This is a genomic window from Filifactor villosus, from assembly GCF_042652965.1.
GTDB classification, from domain to species: Bacteria; Bacillota; Clostridia; order Peptostreptococcales; family Filifactoraceae; genus Filifactor; species Filifactor villosus.
This window is the reverse complement of record NZ_JBHSHL010000033.1, coordinates 58,484-77,832: the sequence shown is the minus strand read 5'-3', so window position 1 is coordinate 77,832 and position 19,349 is coordinate 58,484. Positions and strand designations below refer to the sequence as shown.

General features: G+C 45.5%; 12 protein-coding genes and 1 riboswitch. Of the genes, 4 read left to right on the top strand and 8 right to left on the bottom strand.

Annotated features, from left to right (window positions below):
* Positions 1-14 precede the first annotated feature (14 nt).
* Together ACFO4R_RS08430 and ACFO4R_RS08425 are read left to right on the top strand one after the other, a co-directional pair.
* Positions 15-1,244, top strand: coding sequence for an NlpC/P60 family protein (locus tag ACFO4R_RS08430; protein ID WP_379788645.1), 1,230 nt, complete (start codon positions 15-17; stop codon positions 1,242-1,244).
* A gap of 603 nt (positions 1,245-1,847) precedes the next feature.
* Complete coding sequence (locus ACFO4R_RS08425) at positions 1,848-2,759, top strand: polysaccharide deacetylase family protein (protein ID WP_379788644.1); 912 nt, start codon at positions 1,848-1,850, stop codon at positions 2,757-2,759.
* 553 nt (positions 2,760-3,312) lie between these two features.
* Here ACFO4R_RS08425 and ACFO4R_RS08420 read toward each other — a convergent pair.
* From ACFO4R_RS08420 to ispD, 7 genes are all read right to left on the bottom strand, one after another.
* Positions 3,313-4,002, bottom strand: a complete 690-nt coding sequence (locus tag ACFO4R_RS08420) for a zinc metallopeptidase (RefSeq protein WP_379788643.1) — start codon at positions 4,000-4,002, stop codon at positions 3,313-3,315.
* Between the two features lie 264 nt (positions 4,003-4,266).
* Positions 4,267-5,211 (bottom strand): methionyl-tRNA formyltransferase, encoded by a 945-nt coding sequence (fmt, locus tag ACFO4R_RS08415; protein WP_379788642.1) that lies wholly within the window; start codon positions 5,209-5,211, stop codon positions 4,267-4,269.
* Positions 5,212-5,219: 8 nt separating this feature from the next.
* Positions 5,220-5,663 carry a peptide deformylase gene (gene def, locus ACFO4R_RS08410; protein ID WP_379788641.1) on the bottom strand — a complete coding sequence of 148 codons (444 nt, stop codon included), beginning with the start codon at positions 5,661-5,663 and terminating at the stop codon, positions 5,220-5,222.
* 457 nt (positions 5,664-6,120) lie between these two features.
* Positions 6,121-8,343, bottom strand: a complete 2,223-nt coding sequence (priA, locus tag ACFO4R_RS08405; RefSeq protein ID WP_379788640.1) for a replication restart helicase PriA — start codon at positions 8,341-8,343, stop codon at positions 6,121-6,123.
* Positions 8,344-8,839: 496 nt separating this feature from the next.
* On the bottom strand, positions 8,840-10,318 hold the full coding sequence (gene gltX / locus ACFO4R_RS08400; protein WP_379788690.1) for a glutamate--tRNA ligase: 1,479 nt from the start codon (positions 10,316-10,318) through the stop codon (positions 8,840-8,842).
* 19 nt (positions 10,319-10,337) lie between these two features.
* On the bottom strand, positions 10,338-10,817 hold the full coding sequence (ispF, locus tag ACFO4R_RS08395) for a 2-C-methyl-D-erythritol 2,4-cyclodiphosphate synthase (protein WP_379788639.1): 480 nt from the start codon (positions 10,815-10,817) through the stop codon (positions 10,338-10,340).
* Positions 10,814-11,503: a 2-C-methyl-D-erythritol 4-phosphate cytidylyltransferase gene (ispD, locus tag ACFO4R_RS08390; RefSeq protein WP_379788638.1), complete on the bottom strand. Its 690-nt coding sequence runs from the start codon at positions 11,501-11,503 to the stop codon at positions 10,814-10,816. The genes ispF and ispD overlap by 4 nt, the downstream gene beginning before the upstream one ends.
* A gap of 560 nt (positions 11,504-12,063) precedes the next feature.
* Between ispD and ACFO4R_RS08385 the strand changes: the two genes are divergently transcribed.
* Together ACFO4R_RS08385 and ACFO4R_RS08380 are read left to right on the top strand one after the other, a co-directional pair.
* Positions 12,064-13,728: a hypothetical protein gene (locus ACFO4R_RS08385; protein ID WP_379788637.1), complete on the top strand. Its 1,665-nt coding sequence runs from the start codon at positions 12,064-12,066 to the stop codon at positions 13,726-13,728.
* A 903-nt stretch (positions 13,729-14,631) separates the two neighbouring features.
* Positions 14,632-17,445, top strand: coding sequence for an InlB B-repeat-containing protein (locus ACFO4R_RS08380; RefSeq protein WP_379788636.1), 2,814 nt, complete (start codon positions 14,632-14,634; stop codon positions 17,443-17,445).
* Between the two features lie 397 nt (positions 17,446-17,842).
* On the opposite strand, the gene metK is transcribed toward ACFO4R_RS08380, so the two are convergent.
* Positions 17,843-19,021 carry a methionine adenosyltransferase gene (gene metK, locus ACFO4R_RS08375; RefSeq protein WP_379788635.1) on the bottom strand — a complete coding sequence of 393 codons (1,179 nt, stop codon included), beginning with the start codon at positions 19,019-19,021 and terminating at the stop codon, positions 17,843-17,845.
* Between the two features lie 189 nt (positions 19,022-19,210).
* A riboswitch (SAM riboswitch) is annotated at positions 19,211-19,311 on the bottom strand.
* Positions 19,312-19,349: the final 38 nt, after the last annotated feature.

The following is a 19,349-nucleotide window of genomic DNA, read 5'->3' as shown; positions in this document are numbered from 1 at the left end:
TTTGGAGGATATGTATGGATACTCAATTTAGAAAACTATCTTCTGCGTTGTGGTTAAATCCATTAATGTCGATTGTAGCAATTTCTTGTATTGCAATCTCGGCGTTCTTGTTGATTTATCAGCCCGGATACGGGTATCAGGTCAACGCAAACGGAAGGCCTGTGGGCTTCGTGAAAAATATAAAGGATGGAGATAACCTTCACGAACTGGTAAAAGCAGCTCTCCAACAGGAATATGGAGAAAACATTCAATATGAGTTGAATCTCGATTACCAAAAAGGTCGCCTTGCAGGTGTAGAATTGACTTCGGAGGACATTTTGAAGAACCGGATCATCGAAAACCTCGATGTCTATGCTCCTGCCCATCTTATTAAGTCCGACAATCGTTTTATTATGGCTCTTGATACGGACGATGCCGCTCAAACCGTCTTGGATAAAATCAAAGCTCCTTATATGAACTTTAAGAAGGGTGCAAAGGTGTCTTTCGTTCAGGATGTAAAAGTTGTTGAAATGCCTTTGATTCCGGTCAATATGATCTTCGACCGTTCTGAAGCAGTCGCTTCCCTGGCACAGCCGGTATACCTTGCGAGCGCTTCACGTTCCACCCTCGTTCGAGGCAGCTTGGAGAGAAGCGGAAGCAATGCGAAGGTCAAGCCTTTGATTGACGTTGCTCTTGAATATGAAGAGTTGGGTACCGTCAAAATAAAACCGACTGTTAAAAAAGTTAAGAATTCCAATCTTACTGAAGGAAGAACCAGAGTAAAGTCTGAAGGTTCTGCGGGTAAAAAAGAAATACACAGTCGCATCCGAATGATCAACGGAGAAGTCGTGTCCGAGGATGTCGTCTTTGAAAAAGTTCTTGTGGCGGCAGAGCCCAGGATCATTGAATACGGTACCAAGCCGAAGGTATCGGGTATTGTGTCCACGGCCTTCAACTATTTGGGTACTCCTTATGTATGGGGAGGAACAAGCCCTAGAGGATTCGATTGTAGCGGCTTTACCCAATATGTATTTAGGAAGAAGGGAATCTATCTTCCGCGTACTTCCGGTGCTCAAGCCGGTGTGGGCGAGAGAGTTTCCAGAAGTAATTTGAAACCGGGAGACTTGGTCTGCTTCCCCGGACATGTAGGAATCTACATCGGAAACGACCAGTTCATCCATGCACCCAGCCCGGGAAAAAGGGTCAGTGTCGCTTCTTTGAGTAGCAGAAGAAACTTTATCTGCGGTAGACGCGTGAGTTATTAGGATAATCTCAAGAAACACTCTTTATTTTAAGAGTGTTTCTTTTTTTGTATAAACTTCTCTCCTTTTTTATCAAACTGTAATACCCTTCCTCTTAAATTCGTGATATAATCAGTTCATATGATGTAACAGATGCTGAGGTTCTTCCATCCGGTTCTATGTTAATACCAACACCTAACAAAATGTATAGTATGTATGGGTACAAGTCGTAAGTCCTTTCGGATGAATGAAAGTAAAAAACGGAGCTGAGTTACTGTGTTCTCCCTTGGGGTTTGCGTTGGTTTTCAACCTGTCGCAAGCTTTGCTTGTTTACGGAGGCAGAGTTTTCGTTCTTTGTTTTTCACTTTGATATCCGGGGCCCGTGTCGAAGAAAAACCCTTGTACAGATAAGCGGGTATTCAACAGATGACGGTATCCAAACTTACTTATAGACAAGGGTTTGGGAGATCGACAAAGGCTCACGAAAAAGACGGCTCGGGCTTTCTTACATAAGCTCGTTTAACGCCCGGGTTCGAGAAATAAAGCCTTTCTCTCGATCCAAAGAACCACGCGAACCTTTTCAAGAACTCTGATCTTGTTTCAGAAAATACTCAGGAGGATTGGTTTATGAAGAAAAAATTGTTGTTTATGCTCTGTCTGTTTTTGATATTGCCACAAGCGAGCTTCGCCAATGTCAACTATACAGGAGTTCCTGTCTTGATGTATCATCATTTTACCGATGATGATAATGTAAGCTCCCCGACGGTATCCCGTGCCAACTTTGAAAGGCAGATGTTCTACCTTTATGAGAACGGCTATACTACCATTCATTTGAAGCAATTGGAAGACTTTATCGACGGAAAGATCAAACTTCCCGCCAAGACGGTCGTAATTACAATGGATGACGGTTACAGAAGCAACTACGAAATCGCTTACCCTATTTTGAAAAAATACTCTATGAAAGCAACTCAGTTCCCCATCGTATCAGGGATTTCGACACGTTCTGAGTTTTCAGCCAAGGACCGATTTCCGCATTGCAGCGTAGATGAGATGAAGGAGATGAGGGATATCTTCGATTTTCAGTCCCATACTTGGGATCTGCACTTCCTTACTCCGGATAACCGCTCCGCCCTTCTCTCTTCGACCACAGATACCCTGTTCCAAGACTTTACAAAGGCAAGTTCTACCCTTTCCGTTATGGGTTATTCCACCTATGCCTTTTCTTACCCCTACGGTGCTTACAATCAGGGCATCAAAAACGTTTTGAAGTCCGTGGGAGTTCGTATGGCAGTGACCGTCCAACCGGGACGCGTAACTCAAAAAACGAACAAACTGGAAATCCCCCGATACAATGTTTCGGGAACGATGAGTTTTGAAGAGTTTAAAAAGATTGTTTCTTCCGATCCGAATTCTCAAATGCAGGAGTTCTTCAAGGGAGCTGATCCTGAACAAGTGAAGGATGAAGTTCCAAGCGCAGTGATCACAACTCCCCCGCCGGAACAACACGGCGAGTTTGAACTTTCGCCCACAAAAAAGTAGGAAGGTAGAGAGTCGAGGTTACTCCTCTCACAGTGTCAATACGGACAGGTGATACCGTATTTATTCGAGTTATTGATATCGGCGATTTGTGTTTCAGCGGAGGCAATACTATTCTCCAATTAGAAGATAATACTATTATTCATTTGAGCTATGGACATCAGAAACCTGTACTCAACCGAAGATAACACGGATGTTCGTAGTCATAAAGTAGATATAAGCACACTTCTAATTGGAGAATAGTATAAAACGGATTTTCATAATCGCAGAATAAATATATCCATACTTCAATTGGAGATGATCGATATCAGCGATCCATGCTCCATAGAAGATAGTACTGTTCTCCGCTTAAAATACCGGATATACAGAATATACAATTACCGAAAAACAATTTGGATGATGATGCGTCTCAAAATGTCAACCCGTCAATTCCAATGGATAATAGTAACAAACGACTTTTCGCAGTCGCAAAACAGATATAACGACACTTCCGAGAATAGTATCGAGCCTGCGCTTTGGCAGGTTTTTTTTTCATCTTCTTTGTAATGTTCCTCTTCTAATTTCTTCTTCTGTTGCGAATAAACAGCAGTCTTATCAGTTGAACCATTGCACTTGCCGTTGCAGCAATATAGGTCAGTGCTGCAGCATCGAGGACCTGTTTCCCTCCTGCGAGCTCACTTCCTTCCAAAAAACCTTCTTCTTCAAGTTCTTCGATCGCCCTTCTGCTCGCGTCGAACTCTACAGGCAGGGTAATGATCTGAAAGAAGACGGCGGTCGAGAACATCGCTATCCCTATCGTCAACAGATGATGGAGAGACGAAAAGATCAATCCCCCCATAATAAACAACCACGAAAGAGTCGAGGCTATTTGTGTAAGAGGTACGATGGCATTTCTCACTCTCAGCGGAATATAACCCTCTTCATGCTGGATCGCATGTCCCGCCTCATGTGCCGCAATCGCATTGGAGGCGATCGCCGTTCCAAGATAGACATCCCTTGACAACCTCAACACCTTATGCCTCGGATCGTAGTGATCCGTAAGCATACCGGGAGCCATTTCGATATCGATATGGGAGAGTCCGTTGTTGTTGAGAATGACCCTGGCCACCTCCGAACCTGTATATCCCTTGGATGTCGCAACCCTCAAATATCTTCGATATGTTGATTTGATGTTGCTTTGCGCATACAAGGTAAGCAAGATCACAGGCAGAAGCAATATGAGCGTCGGATCGTAATACAATGCCATCACCCTTCCTTTCCTTAACTCAAGAAACTTTACCAGATAGTTCCGCTACCCTCATCGAATAAAGCCGGAAGCATTTCGAGAAGAAAGCCCTTTATAAGTCCGGAGCACATCCACGATTAAACAGTATCCGTCATCGGAACAACTGTATCGTATCCGCCAATCAACATCCGGCTCTCTTTTTCTCGGAATTTGTTCCGTTTCGGGAAGAAGCTGTCGTTCTCCCCGCAAAACTCTTTCTTTTCGGACCGCAGATTTGTACGGCACCTATTCTCTTCCGAGTATAACTCCCTCTTCGATCACGTTTCCCCTCAGGTAGTCGTCCACCTTCATCCTCTTCTTATTCGGAAACTGGACCTCATCGATTCTTACGATCTCATTTCCCGTTGCAACGAAGATGGCATCTTTTTTTACTTCCACGATTTCTCCAAACCGATGTCCTTTGTTCTTCTTTCCGGTCTTCTGTACTCCAAAGAGCTTGACCTTGTCCCCTCGATAATAGGTGGTTGCCGAAGGCCAACCTTCTACGGCACGGATCAGACAGTCGATTTCCTCGGCCGTCTTTTCCCAAGGAATAATCCCCATCTCCTTGGTCAAAAGAGAGGCATAACTCGACTTCTCATCCTCCTGTTTCTGCCTTTCGATTTCTGTACCGAGGTCCTCAAGTTTCTTCAAGGTGCGATGGAGAGCAATTTTTCCCGCTGTGGAGAGCTTTCGTTCCAAGGTGGAGAGCGTTTCGCCTTCTTCAATCTCCACCTCAATCTTGTCGAGCATATCTCCCGTATCCAAACCCTCGTCCATCATCATCGTCGTGACTCCCGTCTTCTTGCGTCCCTCCATCAAGGCAAACTGCATGGGAGCCGCCCCCCTGTACTCGGGTAAGAGCGAGGCGTGTACATTGATACAACCGTACTTCGGCACTTCCAGCACCTCCTTGGACAGGATCTGTCCGTAGGCGGTGACGACGATCACATCGGGCTTTAGGGATCGAAGCTTCTCAAGGGCTTCATCAGATTTAATCTTCTCGGGCTGATAGACAGGAAAACCCAGTTCCAAAGCCCTCTGCTTTACAGGGGTCGGCATCATCTTCTTACCCCTTCCCTTGGGCTTGTCCATCTGTGAGATTACAAGAAGGACCTCATCTCCCCTCTCGTGCAGCACCTCCAAAGAAGAGACCGCAAATTCGGGAGTCCCCATAAATATCAGTCTCATAGAACTACCTACTCTCTTTCCGCAATGTCCTTGAACAACACTCCGTTCAAGTGATCGATCTCATGGCATAGTGCCCTCGCCAAAAGTTCTGTGCCTTCTATGGTAATCTCATTCATATCCCGATCGAGGGCCTTTACAACGACCCTGTTGGGTCTTGTGACATCCATATAGACATCGGGAATACTCAGACAGCCTTCCTGGCCGCACTGCGTTCCCTCCGCCTCCACAATCTCCGGATTGATGAGTGCGTACTTCTCACCATCGATATTCAAAACGATAACCCTCCTTAGTACTCCGACCTGGGGTGCCGCCAAACCGACCCCATCCTCAAACTCCATCGTCTCGAACATATCGTCGATCAACTCTGCCAACCTCGGTGTCATCTTCTCCACCGGCTTAGATATCTTTCTCAAGATCTCATCGCCGTCTTTTCTTATATTTCGAATCGCCATCGCTTATACTCTCCCTTCTAAAAACATACTTCTTGTTCTATAGTGAACGCAAAAATTATTTTCACTTTGCCGAATCCCTATTCTTCAAAATAGAATCGAGATACATTTCGAAAGTGCAGATATTTATGTCGTTTGCTATATATACCCGATATCTCATCCTTCTACACCGGAAACCGAAGCGGAGTTTAAGAAACACCCCACAAAGACAGGCTCCTGATTTTCCTTTAAGGTTTATAAAGTCCAAAATTTTGTCGTATCCGCGTCTTTAAAGAACTTTATCTTTCATATAACATTGATTTTATACCGCTTTTTAAAATTATACGCTATTGCCTTTATACTATTCTTCGTTTGAAATGCCGAACACACAAAATATATCGAAAATAAATTCGGATGATTATATGTTTCAAAGCGTTCAGCGGGTAAATTTTAACAGATAGTGGTATAAATCAGATCCGTATTACATCATATTGTTGGGATTTTTTTCAAACACCACGATGCTTCCTTTTGCGTACAGGATATTCCTCTTCTTCTCCTGAATATACTTGAGGATGGAGATGACCTTGGCCTCTTCGCCCTCTTCCCCTATCTTAACGATGATCTGCCAACGATACTTCGACTCCAATCGGTTGATCAGGCAGGGGACTGCTCCCAAAATCTTCGCCTTCAGCTCCGCCTTCTTAAAATAAACTTCAAGAGCCTGTTCGATCCTCTTCGCGGTTTCGCCCGCTTCCTCCAAGCTCTCGGAGGTGATCAGAATCCGGATGATCTGCCCGAAAGGAGGGTACATAAAAGCTCTGCGTATCGACAACTCCTCTTCGTAGAACTCCCGAAACCTCCTGTGCAAAAGGTGGGAAAACACCGTTCTCTCAATATGAAAACTCTGAATAACCGCCTCCCCCGCCTTATCTCCTCTGCCGGCTCGACCCGATACCTGCTCCAGCATCTGGAAGGTTTTCTCACTCCCCCGAAAATCCGGAATATCCATCGACTGGTCCGCCTGCAAGACCCCGACCAGGGTAACACCGGGAAAGTCAAGACCCTTACCTATCATCTGGGTACCTATCAGCACATTCTTCTCCCCCCTTGCAAAGGAGAGTAGATACTTCTCATAGTCCCTCTTGTCCTTGATACTGTCCCTGTCCATACGCAGGACCTTCGCTTCCGGGAAAAGATCCCCCACCTGCTCCGCGATCTTCTGCGTACCGAAGCTGACGTCTTTCAAGTTCGAACCGCAGACGGGACAGCAAGGAGAATAAGGACTCGTATAATTGCAGTAGTGGCACTTGAAACTGCCCTCCTCCTTGTGATAACTCAAGGTAACATCACAGTTCGGACACTTGTGTACATAACCGCAGGAGATGCAAGTCAGATTCTTGGAAAAGCCCCTCTTGTTCAAAAACAGGATCGTCTGATCTCCCTTTCTCAGATTTTCCTTTATCCGACGGTAGAGATAGGAACTGATCATAGAATTGTTTCCGTTTTTGATCTCCTCCCTCATATCGACGAGGGTGATCTTCGGAAGTCCTGCGCGATTGGATCGTCTCTTCATCTCTACCAGCTCCATCTCCCCCGTTTCACATCGGTAGAGCTGGGTCACATTGGGCGTAGCCGAACCCAAAACGACGGTGGCACCGCGTTTTTCTCCGAGAAACAGGCTCAACTCCACAGCATCATACTTTGGAGTCTGCTCGGATTTGTAAGAATCCGAATGACATTCATCCACGATGATCATGCCGAGGGCGGAATAAGGGACGAAGAGGGCGGAACGAGGTCCTATCGCAATGGGACAACTTCCGTCCTTCATCTTCTCCCACTGGTTCTTCTTCTCCTTTTCGCTCAAGGCACTGTGCATGAAGGCCACCGAACTTCCAAACACCGATTCAAATCTTGAGATCGTCTGCGGGGTCAGGGAAATCTCGGGAACGAGGACGATCGACTGTCGACCCTGCTCCAACACTCTTCGAATAAGCTCAATATAGACCTCCGTCTTGCCCGAACCCGTTATTCCGTGAAGTAGAAAGGCTCTGTGATCTCTCGTCTCGTGTGCCTCAAGGATTCGACTTACCGCCTCCTCCTGCTCGTCACTGAAGACCAGAGTCCTCTCGACCGGCTCGCTCCGATCTTCCGGTCTTTTGTTCTCAACTACGACCTCGATCATCGACTTCTCCGCCAACTCCCTGCATATCTTGAGTGCAGAGGGAGAAAGTGCCTTCAACTCTTCAATGACGACCTTCCCTCTTCGGGAGATCAGACCTGCCACCTCCCTCTTTGCACGGGCATTTTTGGGAAGGGACTCCAGGTATTTCTGCCACTCGTCCGAGCCGACGAGGGAAACCGCGACCTTCTCTCCCTGACTTCCTCCTCGCTCTCCCTTAGGGAAAAACAGGGAGATCGCATCCTGAAAACTGCACAGATACTCCCGAGAAATATGCTTCGCAACCTCCATCGACACCTTATCCACGACCGGTTCCTGATCGATCACGGACAAAATATCTTTGTAGAGCACCCCTTCCTCCTGTGTCGCCGTACCCACGACGAGAGCCTCTGCAACAGAGGTACCTTTGCCGAAGGGTACCTTGACCCTGCAACCGATCTTTGCAGAGTCCGAAAAATTATAATGAAACCTTGTATTGATGGAGTTGCCTCTGTTGAGGATCACCACCTCCCAAACCTTGTTCAAACCTTCCACCTCCCTTCCGATACTATTCCCCTTCTAAGTTACGGTTAGTGTGACCCATAGAGAATAACACAATTTCTCACACCTGAAAAAATAGATACTTCCATTGGAGAATGATGTGAGTCATCATGCTATTATAGAGCGTTACATCGCAGACTGTCATTCTCCCTTTATTAGACAACCGTATAATGCTATGGCGATACCGCATAATTTGGAAAATCAGCCCAACATCAATTTTGGACGAAGGATGAAATTCTTGAAAATATTGATAGGACAAACTTTTGTATTTTATAAAATCGCAGAAAAATCGGAAGTTTGCCTTTATGCAGTATTTCCCTATTATCCATTTGAATTATTGATATCTTTCATTCTTATGAGAGATAAGATATTTATGCTTGCAGGTATAGGTATAACCACTCTTCTATCAGACAACGGCATCCACTCTTTCGACAAAAAGGCAAAGTCAAATTCCGCCTTGACTCTGCCTTTTAATCTCGATTTATCTATGTTGTTTTGCCTTTTCCAAACGCAGTTTCAACTTATCCTTTCCAAGCAACGTCAATACCTTGGGTATTTCCGGACCATGGGTTTGTCCCGTAAGGATCACCCTCGTACCCATAAACAGGTTCTTGCCCTTGATACCTTCTTCCTTTTGAATCTCCTTAAACATCGCGGTCACAAAATCTTCGCTTACCTCATCCGTTGCCATAATCTTGGACTCAAGCACCTCGATCAATCGCGGAATATGAGACAGTCTCATAAACTCCAAGGCCTCCTCTTCCCACATTGCAACCTCGTCCGTCAGGAACATCGCTATCCTCTGTGCAAACTCTTGAAGGTAATCCATCGATTCACGGACCGTTTCCATCGCCAGTACAAACCAATCGTGCCTTTGCTTTGCTTCTTCTTCGCTTACAAGACCTTCTTCCACAAGAAAGGGGACAGCGATATCCACCAATCGGTTCAAATCCGCCTGGCGGATGTAATGGTTGTTAAACCAATTGAGTTTGTTGACGTCGAAAACTCCGCCGCTCTTGGATACCCGTTCCAAGGAGAAGGCCTTCTCCAACTCCTGCATTGAGAAAATCTCCTGGTTATCTTCGGGAGACCATCCCAATAGTGCAATATAGTTGATCAAAGCCTCGGGAAGATAACCTTTCTTGCGAAAATCCTCCACCGCCACATCGCCTTGGCGCTTGGACAACTTCTTATGATCGCTGTTGAGAATGTTCGGCAAATGAACATAAACAGGCTGTTCCCATCCGAAGACCTCATAGAGATATACGTGCTTGGGCGTCGAGGGAAGCCACTCTTCTCCTCTTATAATGTGGGTGATCTGCATCAAGTGGTCATCGACAACCACTGCGAAATGATAGGTGGGAAACCCGTCAGACTTCATCAGTACCTGATCATCCATATCGTTGGTATTGATGACCACATCGCCTCTTACCACATCTTTGAAATGAATATCTTTATCCGCAGGTAACTTCATACGAATCACATAAGGTTCTCCGGCATCGATCTTGGCCTGTACCTCTTCTTTGGAAAGACCCCTGCAATGACCGTCATACTTTGGGACCTTGTTCTCCGAACGCTGGATTTCTCGTACCTTATCCAACCTGTCCTTGGAACAGAAACAGTGGTATGCATGTCCGCTGTCAAGAAGTCCTTGGATATGCTCCTTGTATATGTCGAGTCTTTCGGATTGGATGTAGGGGCCTTTCTCTCCCACCTGCTCAACCGCATCCTGATTATTGATACAGACTCCCTCTGCATTTTCGACACCCGCCCAACGCATCGATTTGAGCATACCTTCGACCGCGCCTTCCACCAAACGACTTTGATCCGTATCCTCTACCCGAAGGACGTAGACTCCGTCCGCCTTCTTTGCGTACAAATAATTATACAATGCCGTTCTCAAGCTCCCGATATGCACAAAGCCCGTCGGAGACGGTGCAAACCTTACCCTAGTCATAATCTTCCTCCTACCTATCTATTCATTGCGAAGTTTTTTGAAGTAATACCGCCACCTGAGAAGAAATCGCTTCTCCCCTGCCTTCGGCATTCAAACCCTCCGTAGTCGTTGCTTTTATATTAACACATTCTCTATCCGTATTCAATAGAGTTGCAACCGCCATCCTCATTTGCTCCACATAGGGAGCCATCTTCGGCTTCTGTGCAATAATGAGAGCATCGATATTGCCGATTTCATAGCCCCTCTCCCTCATCATTCCATAGACCCGCTTCATAAGCTCCATGCTGTTCGCATCCTTATAATCCTTGGATGTATCCGGAAAATGTCTTCCGATATCTCCCAAGGCCAAGGCACCCAAAATCGCATCCATGATCGCATGAGCCAATACGTCGGCATCCGAATGACCGAGTAAGCCTTTTTCATACGGAATCTCAACTCCCGCCAAGATCAACTTCCTTCCTTCGACCAAACGATGCAGGTCATAACCGAACCCTATCTTCACAGCCTTCCCTCCTTCTTTAGTAACGCCTCAACAATCAACAGGTCTTCCGGTGTTGTGATCTTAATGTTGGACACATCTCCTTCCAACACGAACACATCCTTGCCCAAGGCCTCGACGACGGAAGAATCATCCGTGGGGATCCCTTTGAAGTTTTCGAGTGCCTCCTTACTGTACGCGAGACGGAGAAGCTGTGCCTCAAAGCCCTGCGGAGTCGCAACGCAGTACAGTCTCTCCCTGTTCAAAGTCCTCTGAACAACATCCGACTCCACCTCCTTTATGGTATCCTTGACTTTGGATGCCAGAATACAAGCTCCCGTGGACCTTGCCCTCTCGATCACATCGCGGATCTGCGCCACCTTGACAAGAGGTCTTGCGGCATCGTGGACGAGGATGACCTCACTGCTGATATCGACCTGTTCCAGTCCGCTTCGAACGGAAAGATACCTCTCCTCTCCGGCATCTGCTACCTTGATAAGCTTTCCCTTTGTATCGAGTTTCATCTCCTCCACCCGATACCTTTCCTCAGGTCGCAGGACGAGGACGACTTCCTCTACCTCCGGAACCTCCAAAAAACGTTCCAATGTATGTTGAAGGACAGTCTTGTTCCCCAACATCAAAAACTGCTTGCTGACGGAAGACTTCATCCTGCTTCCTCTTCCGCCCGCAACAATGATTACGCTGACCATAATTCTCCTTTCAAAGCTTCCGGTATCCCCTTGTTCTGAGAATCCGCCTTTATTACAAAATCTCCTGTTTCAATTATCCTCATCCTCATCTTGCAAAATTTATTTTCTAATGCACCGTGTGCCGACCTGTACTACATTGACTTCTATCGGTCAATACAGGTATACATATCTTTCATTGAATTTGCATATTCTATGACTTCATCGTAAGCCAACAAAGAAAAGGACAACTTCGATCTGCACGAAAATCAAAGGAAATCATCTTCTCTTCTGACCCGATTTATGTTATAGTATCGGTGCAAAATCCTTTGACCTTCAATGCAAATCGCTATGGACACAACGCTCAAAGATAAGATGCTGCTTTTGGCATCGTTTTACAAAAAGAACAAATTTGTAAAAACAATGCTTTGTAAGCAAGAAGCCTGCGTACATCAATGAGTTCACACGGTTTCTCAAACTGTGTGATACCATCCTGAATCCGCAAACTTCTTACAAATCACCCATACCCTTTGCTCTGTTATAGTCTACTATTAAGTGTAACAATTCTTTGGAGAGGAATCAATATGCAAAAGTTGAAACAGAATCTGATGAAAAAACTTCCATCCGTCCTTCGTTGGAACCAACCCGTCCCTCATCGCGAACTGTATTATCTCGCGGTCCTCGCAATATTCGGTACAGTCTACCTCTACTTCCATTATATGTTGGCGAAACTGCCTCTAAGCTCCTCCCTCTATGAGGCGTCCATACGGATCTTCATCTTGGCTCTGAGTTATAAACTCCTCAGAGAAATCTCTCCCGATATGCAAACCCATTATTATTTCTGCCTGATGATGACGGGCTGTTCCCTGTGTTATCCGGGAGAACTTCATGCCTTCGGTATTCTCTTCATCCTCTTGACGAGCCGTATGATAACCCGTTCCTCCGGAAGAGAGAGCAGTGATTTTGAGTTGGGCTTCCTTTCGATCACGGCCTTTATCCTCTATCTGTTCTCAAGCTTTGTCTATGCCATCCACCTGTGTATTGCACTTTTGATCGACTACTTCTTCGACAATGAGGGCAGAAAAAAGAACATCCCTCCCGCCTTCCTTATGGCAGTCTTGGCTTCGATGTGGTTTTTGCGTTTTTTCGGCATGAGGCAGATCACCCTTTCCTATATTTGGATCTCTATTGTGATCCTATCGAGCATTCTCTTTATCTATCGGATGTCCATCCTCCACCACATTCTCTCAATGGATGACCTCAATCAGCGTCTCCTACAACCGGGAAGAATAAAAGGGGCCAATGCCAACCTCGTGGTCACGATGCTACTCTTTGCAATCGCCGACGGCAAGGTGTCCCAATTTGCTCCGATCTGGATTTTGATGCTGAGTGTATCCCTTCCTTATACCAAAGACATCTACCTTATTTGGAAAGAAGACAAAAAAACAGGGGAGAACACCGTCGATTCGGAACCTGCTCCGATGAGAAAAGAAATGGAAACGGAGGAAACACTCCCAAAAAACTACCCTAAGATCATTGTCTCTCCCCAACTGGAGAACTATAACCGTTTTTATCTCAAAACTAAGAAAGAAGCCGAACTCCATCTTTCCGAGAATGAAGGAGTGGATCCGGAACAAAATGACAACGACGTCTTTAAAGACCGCACTGAAGATGTACCACCTTCCCTCCACGGCATTGAAGATAAGAAGGAGGACTACGAGAAAGAAGATGGACAGATCCAAGGCAATAGGGCAGATGTGGACAGTAAGATCGATCAGGATGCTTACAACGAGGAGGACAAAGACGCTTATGACGACAGTGAAATTGACGAGGACGCTTACGACGAGGAAGACGAAGACGCCTATGACGACAGTGACATCGATCAGGACGCTTACGACGAGGAAGACGAAGACGCCTATGACGACAGTGACATCGATCAGGACGCTTACGACGAGGAAGACGAAGATGCTTATGACGACAGTGACATCGATCAGGACGCTTACGACGAGGAAGACGAAGACGCCTATGACGACAGTGACATCGGTCAGGACGCTTACGACGAGGAAGACGAAGACGCCTATGACGACAGTGACATCGATCAGGACGCTTACGACGAGGAAGACGAAGATGCCTATGACGACAGTGACATCGATCAGGACGCTTACGACGAGGAAGACGAAGACGCTTATGACGACAGTGAAATTGACGAGGACGAGGAGGGCGAAGATACTTTCTTCGACAAAGCATAACACTCCTTTGAGTGATGGATATCAACGTGTTGTCCTATACAGAAGACAAAACGAATGTTCCTCTGCATAAAACAGATACCCCACTTCTATCCGAGGACTGCCCCGGATATGGAAGTTCGGATTGTAAAAAACAAACATCACCGATATCGACACTTCAATATAAAAAATATTCAAACCTCACCGCAAAAAAGGAAAGCGTTTTACTGAAATTCGTCAAGATTGCAAGTTTTCAGACACAAATAATGCTTTTATTTGCCAAAAGCCCGTTCTTTCTTGCTGTATAAGCCCATTGAAATTGTATAAACTATTTATATTTTATGTCATTATTGAAATAAAACTATACATTTTGTCTTTAAGGTGCTATAATCTCAAAAGCGATATCGGAGATTATTGTGCATGGAAGAAATTGTGCGGAATAAATCCCCACTTCATCAAGGAACAGACTGTTTTTATCAAAACAATTCGTTTCCGTCCGTCTTCTTTAATCTCATCCGTTAACGATTTGAGAAACGCTTCGGTCTTTAAGTAAGTGTTTTGCGATCCGTCAATCTTCTTAAACGCTAACACCCCATTGAATTGTCATCGGCAAACGTTGCAGGCTTATCTGAAGATATGTTCGGCAACGGTTAAATTCAAGTGATATCAACGACAGTTCAAACAGGTTGCGGCAGTTATATGCTCTCGCAAAAGCCTACATTCAAAAACCGTGTATGTATCAAATTTCATCGGATGTATAATCTCGGATAAATCCCGCTTAATTCCACAGCTTCAATCTCGGGTAACCATGTTCGAACAAATCTTTGAGCGGTTGAACATGCAAATCAAGACCCTTGATTGTCGCATAAGGAAAAGAAAGGAGAGTTTCCAATACAAAAAAACTTAATAACAAAGGAGAAAAACAACATGAGTATCAAAAAGACGATATCACGTTTATTGGCAGTAGTAATGCTTTTTTCATTTATGCTTCCTCAAGGAATAAAGAGTTATGCACTTGAGCCCGTTCAAACGGTCTCAAACTTTGCGCTTAACTCTTCGGGAAGTGTGAAAGCGAATTGGGACAGTTCTTCACAGACCCTGAACATTTCCGGAAACGGAAAAATAGAGTTGGACAAGTGGGAACAGCTTGCCAAAGCCTTCCACGCCGACAACTACAAACTGTCGGAGTATTCCGATTACGATGTTTGGAAGCGTAACAGCAACTTTACCATGCGTTTTGTAGATCAGGGGGTTCAGCTTCCCGATGTCACAACAAAAAGACATCGACTCGTTGAAGGCGTGGAAGCCGTTGCCGGCTTTTTCAAAGATTTCGCCGGAGAGATCGTCTTTCCTTCGCATATGGACACTTCCAATGTAACAGATATGGAAGCGATGTTTTCAGGAACTGCAAAGGCAAACCCTGATGTAAGCAACTGGGATGTTTCCAACGTAGAGAACATGGAAGCAATGTTCTTCGCTTCCAAGATGGCAAATCCCAATGTAAGCAATTGGGATGTCTCCAACGTAAAGAATATGAACGCTATGTTTGAGTATTCAGTGTTGGCAAATCCCGATGTCAACCGATGGAACGTTTCGAAGGTGGAAGATATGTCTTTCATGTTCGGACATACTTTCGTATCTGTTCCGAATGTAAGCAATTGGGATGTCTCCAACGTGAAGAATATGAACGGTATGTTTGAATATTCAAAGTTGGCAAATCCCGATGTAAGCAATTGGAATGTGTCGAATGTAACCTCTTTTGTAACTATGTTCGCAGACTCCAAAAAAGCGAATCCCGATGTAAGCAATTGGAATATGTCCAGTGCAAAGGACATCTCCGGTATGTTCGCCAATGCATCGATGGCTCGTCCGGACGTCAGCCGTTGGAATGTGTCGAATGTAGAAATAGCCGATAACATGTTCCTATTATCAAAAGTAGAGAGCCTTGATTTAAGCGGCTGGAGACCTTCGAAGCTCACCTCCATGAAATCGATGTTTCAGAGTTCCACAATTAAACATCTCGATCTCGGAAATTGGAACGTTCAAGACATAGAGGCGAAAGGTACGTTCTTGCAGATGACAGCCCTTCGTTCTCTTCGTTTCAAGGGATTAAAGAACGTAGAGATCAGAGATTCCATGGAAAGTGACTATGAAGTCCGATTGGACGGTGTTGTTAAAGAGGCTTCCCAAAGCAAAAGCTCGCCTTACAGATGTGAAGACAACGGAGCCTATTATATGAAAACTCCCAATGCAGAGGTTGTAAATGTTACACTAAAGTTCAAGAAAGACGGGCAAGAGCTTCAAAACAGCCCTACTATCTTTGTATCCGAGAAGAATAAGACCTACACCGACTCCGACCTTTTTCAAAAAGCGGATATGGAAGTGAAACGTCTGTATGAGCCGAAGACCCCTGCCGCTTCCAAGACGGTAGGAGAGACAGATGTGGCATTTGAGGTCGAACTTAAGGAGGCTCCGAGATTTTTCACGGTAAGATTTGACTCTCAAGGCGGTTCTCACATCAATGATATCTCGGTAACATCAGGCTCCACCATAGCATCTCTTCCCGCTCCCACAAGATCGGGACACCGTTTTGACGGATGGTATACCGACACAACCTATACTACGAGATGGAATTCTTCAGATTCGGTGCACATGGACATGACCCTGTATGCAAAGTGGATTCAGGAAATTCCGGCACCTCCTTCTCAAAGTGTAACGGTAAGATTTGACTCTCAAGGCGGTTCTCACGTCGACGATATCTCGGTGACATCGGGCTCCGCCATTACTCTTCCTCCCGCTCCTACAAGATCGGGACATCGTTTTGACGGATGGTATACCGACATAACCTACATTACGAGATGGAATTCTTCAGATCCGGTGCACATGGACATGACCCTGTATGCAAAGTGGATTCAGGAAATTCCTGCACCTCCTTCTCAAAGTGTAACGGTAAGATTTGACTCTCAAGGCGGTTCTCACATCGACGATATCTCGGTGACATCGGGCTCCGCCATTACTCTTCCTCCCGTTCCTACAAGATCGGGACATCGTTTTGACGGATGGTATACCGACACAACCTACACTACGAGATGGAACTTTGCGGATCCCGTGCATATGGACATGATCCTGTATGCAAAGTGGATTCCCTCTTCTTCAGGCGGTTCGGGCGGTTCGGGCGGCTCAGGCGGTTCGGGCGGTTCGGGTGGTTCGGGCGGAACAAATACAGGTTCTACTCCTCCTTCTACCAAGCCGAGTCAGCCTTCTCCTAAGACAGAAGTCCCCAAACAACCGAAAACTTCAGAGCAAGTGCCCCTTTTGAAAACAAAGGTTAACTTGAAAACAATCTTTAAAATCGGTTCCTCGAAAATTCAAAGATCTATCTCGGGCAAATCCGAAACGGTTACGGTAGATGCAAGTCCCTTTATTCGTTCGGGAAGAACGATGATTCCGGTACGTTATGTGGCAGAAAGTCTGGGTATGTCGGCAACATGGATCCCCGCTACACAGACCGTTGTCTTGAGCGATGAGAACCATTCCATTCACATTCCTCTCAAGAGCACCAATATCCTAGTGAACGGTCAAACGTATAAGGCGGATATCGCTCCCGTTCTCAAAGACGGCAGAGTCTTCCTTACAATAAGTAATCTTGCAAAGGCTTTAGGTCTCAAGGAAGGCAAAGAAATCCTGTGGAATGCCGAAGCTAAAGAAGTTACAATCATCAGGGAAGTTGTAAATCCGTAATTACAGGTCATACAACTCATAAGCATATAAAAAAGATATACGCGGTCTTATAAAGCAAGACTGTGTATATCTTTTTTTATGGATGCCTGTATGAGCGTCTTTTTATACTATTACCCGTTTATTCTATTCTTCGATAGAGGACCCTTTTGCATTATAATGAAGCTGTCGAGTAAAGGAATCTACCGATATGTCATACTATTTTTCAATAGAAGTGTGGATACATCTATTTTTCGATGACGAAAAACTATGTTGTCTCCTATGGGTCACAGATTGTTTATATCCACTATTCAAAAGAATAGTAGTATCACTACACCGGTATCGGGTAGAATTGCCCTTTATCAACGCTTGAGAAATCACAAGTTATTGATATAAGCTTCAAACGGATAGGTGTATGGACTCATGATTGAACCGCTTTTTTTAATTCCTCCACCTTATCGGTCTCTTCCCAACGGAAGCCCTGATCTTCTCTGCCGAAATGACCGTAAGCGGCCGTCTTTTTAAAGATAGGCTTGCGAAGATCAAGCTGCTCAATGATCGCCTTGGGTCTGAGATCAAAGACCCTTCTTACAGCCTCCTCCAATTTTTCAACTGCGACCGTTTCCGTTCCGAAGGTCTCAACCAGGATGGATACGGGTTCCGCCACTCCGATTGCATAAGCAAGTTGAATCTCGCATTTTTTTGCAAGTCCGGCAGCCACAATGTTTTTTGCTACCCATCTTGCAGCATAGGAAGCCGATCGATCGACCTTTGTCGGATCCTTACCCGAAAAAGCTCCTCCTCCGTGTCTCGCATATCCTCCATAGGTATCTACAATAATCTTTCGTCCGGTGACACCCGAATCTCCATGAGGTCCTCCGATGACAAAACGACCTGTCGGATTGACAAGGTACTTGGTGTTCTCATCGATCCACTCCCCCTTGAGCACCTCATCGATCACATGCTTCTTGAGATCGAGCTTCATCTGCTCCATGTCGACCGCCTCCGAATGCTGGGAAGAAATCAGAACCGTATCGATACGTACCGGCTTGTCATCCGAGTATTCAACCGTTACCTGAGTCTTTCCATCCGGTCTGAGATATGGAAGGGTTCCGTTTTTGCGAACCTCGGTCAGTCTCATCGCCAACTTATGTGCCAAAGAAATCGGCAGAGGCATAAGTTCAGGGGTTTCGTCACAGGCAAAACCGAACATCATTCCCTGGTCGCCCGCCCCCAACTGAAGATCGCTGACACTTCCTTCCTTGCTCTCCTTGGACTTATCCACCCCGAGAGCTATATCCGCACTTTGCTCGTCGATCGCGTTGATTACGGCACAGGTGTCGCAGTCAAAACCATACTTTGCCCTATCGTAACCGATTTCGCGTATCGTCTCCCTCACTGTTTTTTGAAAATCGACATAGGCCTCGGTTGAAATCTCTCCTATAACCATAACAAGACCTGTTGTAACCGCTGTTTCGCAAGCGACCCTGGATTGCGGGTCCTGCTCCAACATCGCATCGAGGATGGCATCCGAGATCTGGTCACAGATTTTATCGGGATGTCCTTCCGTAACGGATTCCGATGTAAAAAACTTTTTCATAGATATATCCTCCTGTCACTTTACTGATATCGTTTATTCTTACTACCTTCGCTCTGAAAAAGTGCCTTCTTCCCATGATCGCCTTCGAAAACACTAGGCTTTTGTTTCCTCCGAACAACTCATAGAGCCTTCTATAACGAAGGCCCCTTTCGTCGAAACAAAAGAGGCCTTAACTGTCATATAACATTCACCTCATCTGCCAAAATACTGATTTTGCAGGATTTAGCACCATACATTAAGCTGGTTGCCGGGCATCTTAGGGCCAGTCCCTCCGCCACTCTTGATAAGGCCATCAAGAAATTATTTACTTTTTCATAGTCTTATTGTA

Excerpts from the sequence above, each read along its gene's own strand:
- metK (WP_379788635.1), bottom strand. The coding sequence starts at position 19,021 with ATGAAAAAGTTTTTTACATCGGAATCCGTTACGGAAGGACATCCCGAT.
- ACFO4R_RS08430 (WP_379788645.1), top strand. The coding sequence starts at position 15 with ATGGATACTCAATTTAGAAAACTATCTTCTGCGTTGTGGTTAAATCCA.
- ACFO4R_RS08420 (WP_379788643.1), bottom strand. The coding sequence starts at position 4,002 with ATGGCATTGTATTACGATCCGACGCTCATATTGCTTCTGCCTGTGATC.
- fmt (WP_379788642.1), bottom strand. The coding sequence starts at position 5,211 with ATGAGACTGATATTTATGGGGACTCCCGAATTTGCGGTCTCTTCTTTG.
- ispD (WP_379788638.1), bottom strand. The coding sequence starts at position 11,503 with ATGGTCAGCGTAATCATTGTTGCGGGCGGAAGAGGAAGCAGGATGAAG.
- ACFO4R_RS08385 (WP_379788637.1), top strand. The coding sequence starts at position 12,064 with ATGCAAAAGTTGAAACAGAATCTGATGAAAAAACTTCCATCCGTCCTT.
- ACFO4R_RS08425 (WP_379788644.1), top strand. The coding sequence starts at position 1,848 with ATGAAGAAAAAATTGTTGTTTATGCTCTGTCTGTTTTTGATATTGCCA.
- def (WP_379788641.1), bottom strand. The coding sequence starts at position 5,663 with ATGGCGATTCGAAATATAAGAAAAGACGGCGATGAGATCTTGAGAAAG.
- ACFO4R_RS08380 (WP_379788636.1), top strand. The coding sequence starts at position 14,632 with ATGAGTATCAAAAAGACGATATCACGTTTATTGGCAGTAGTAATGCTT.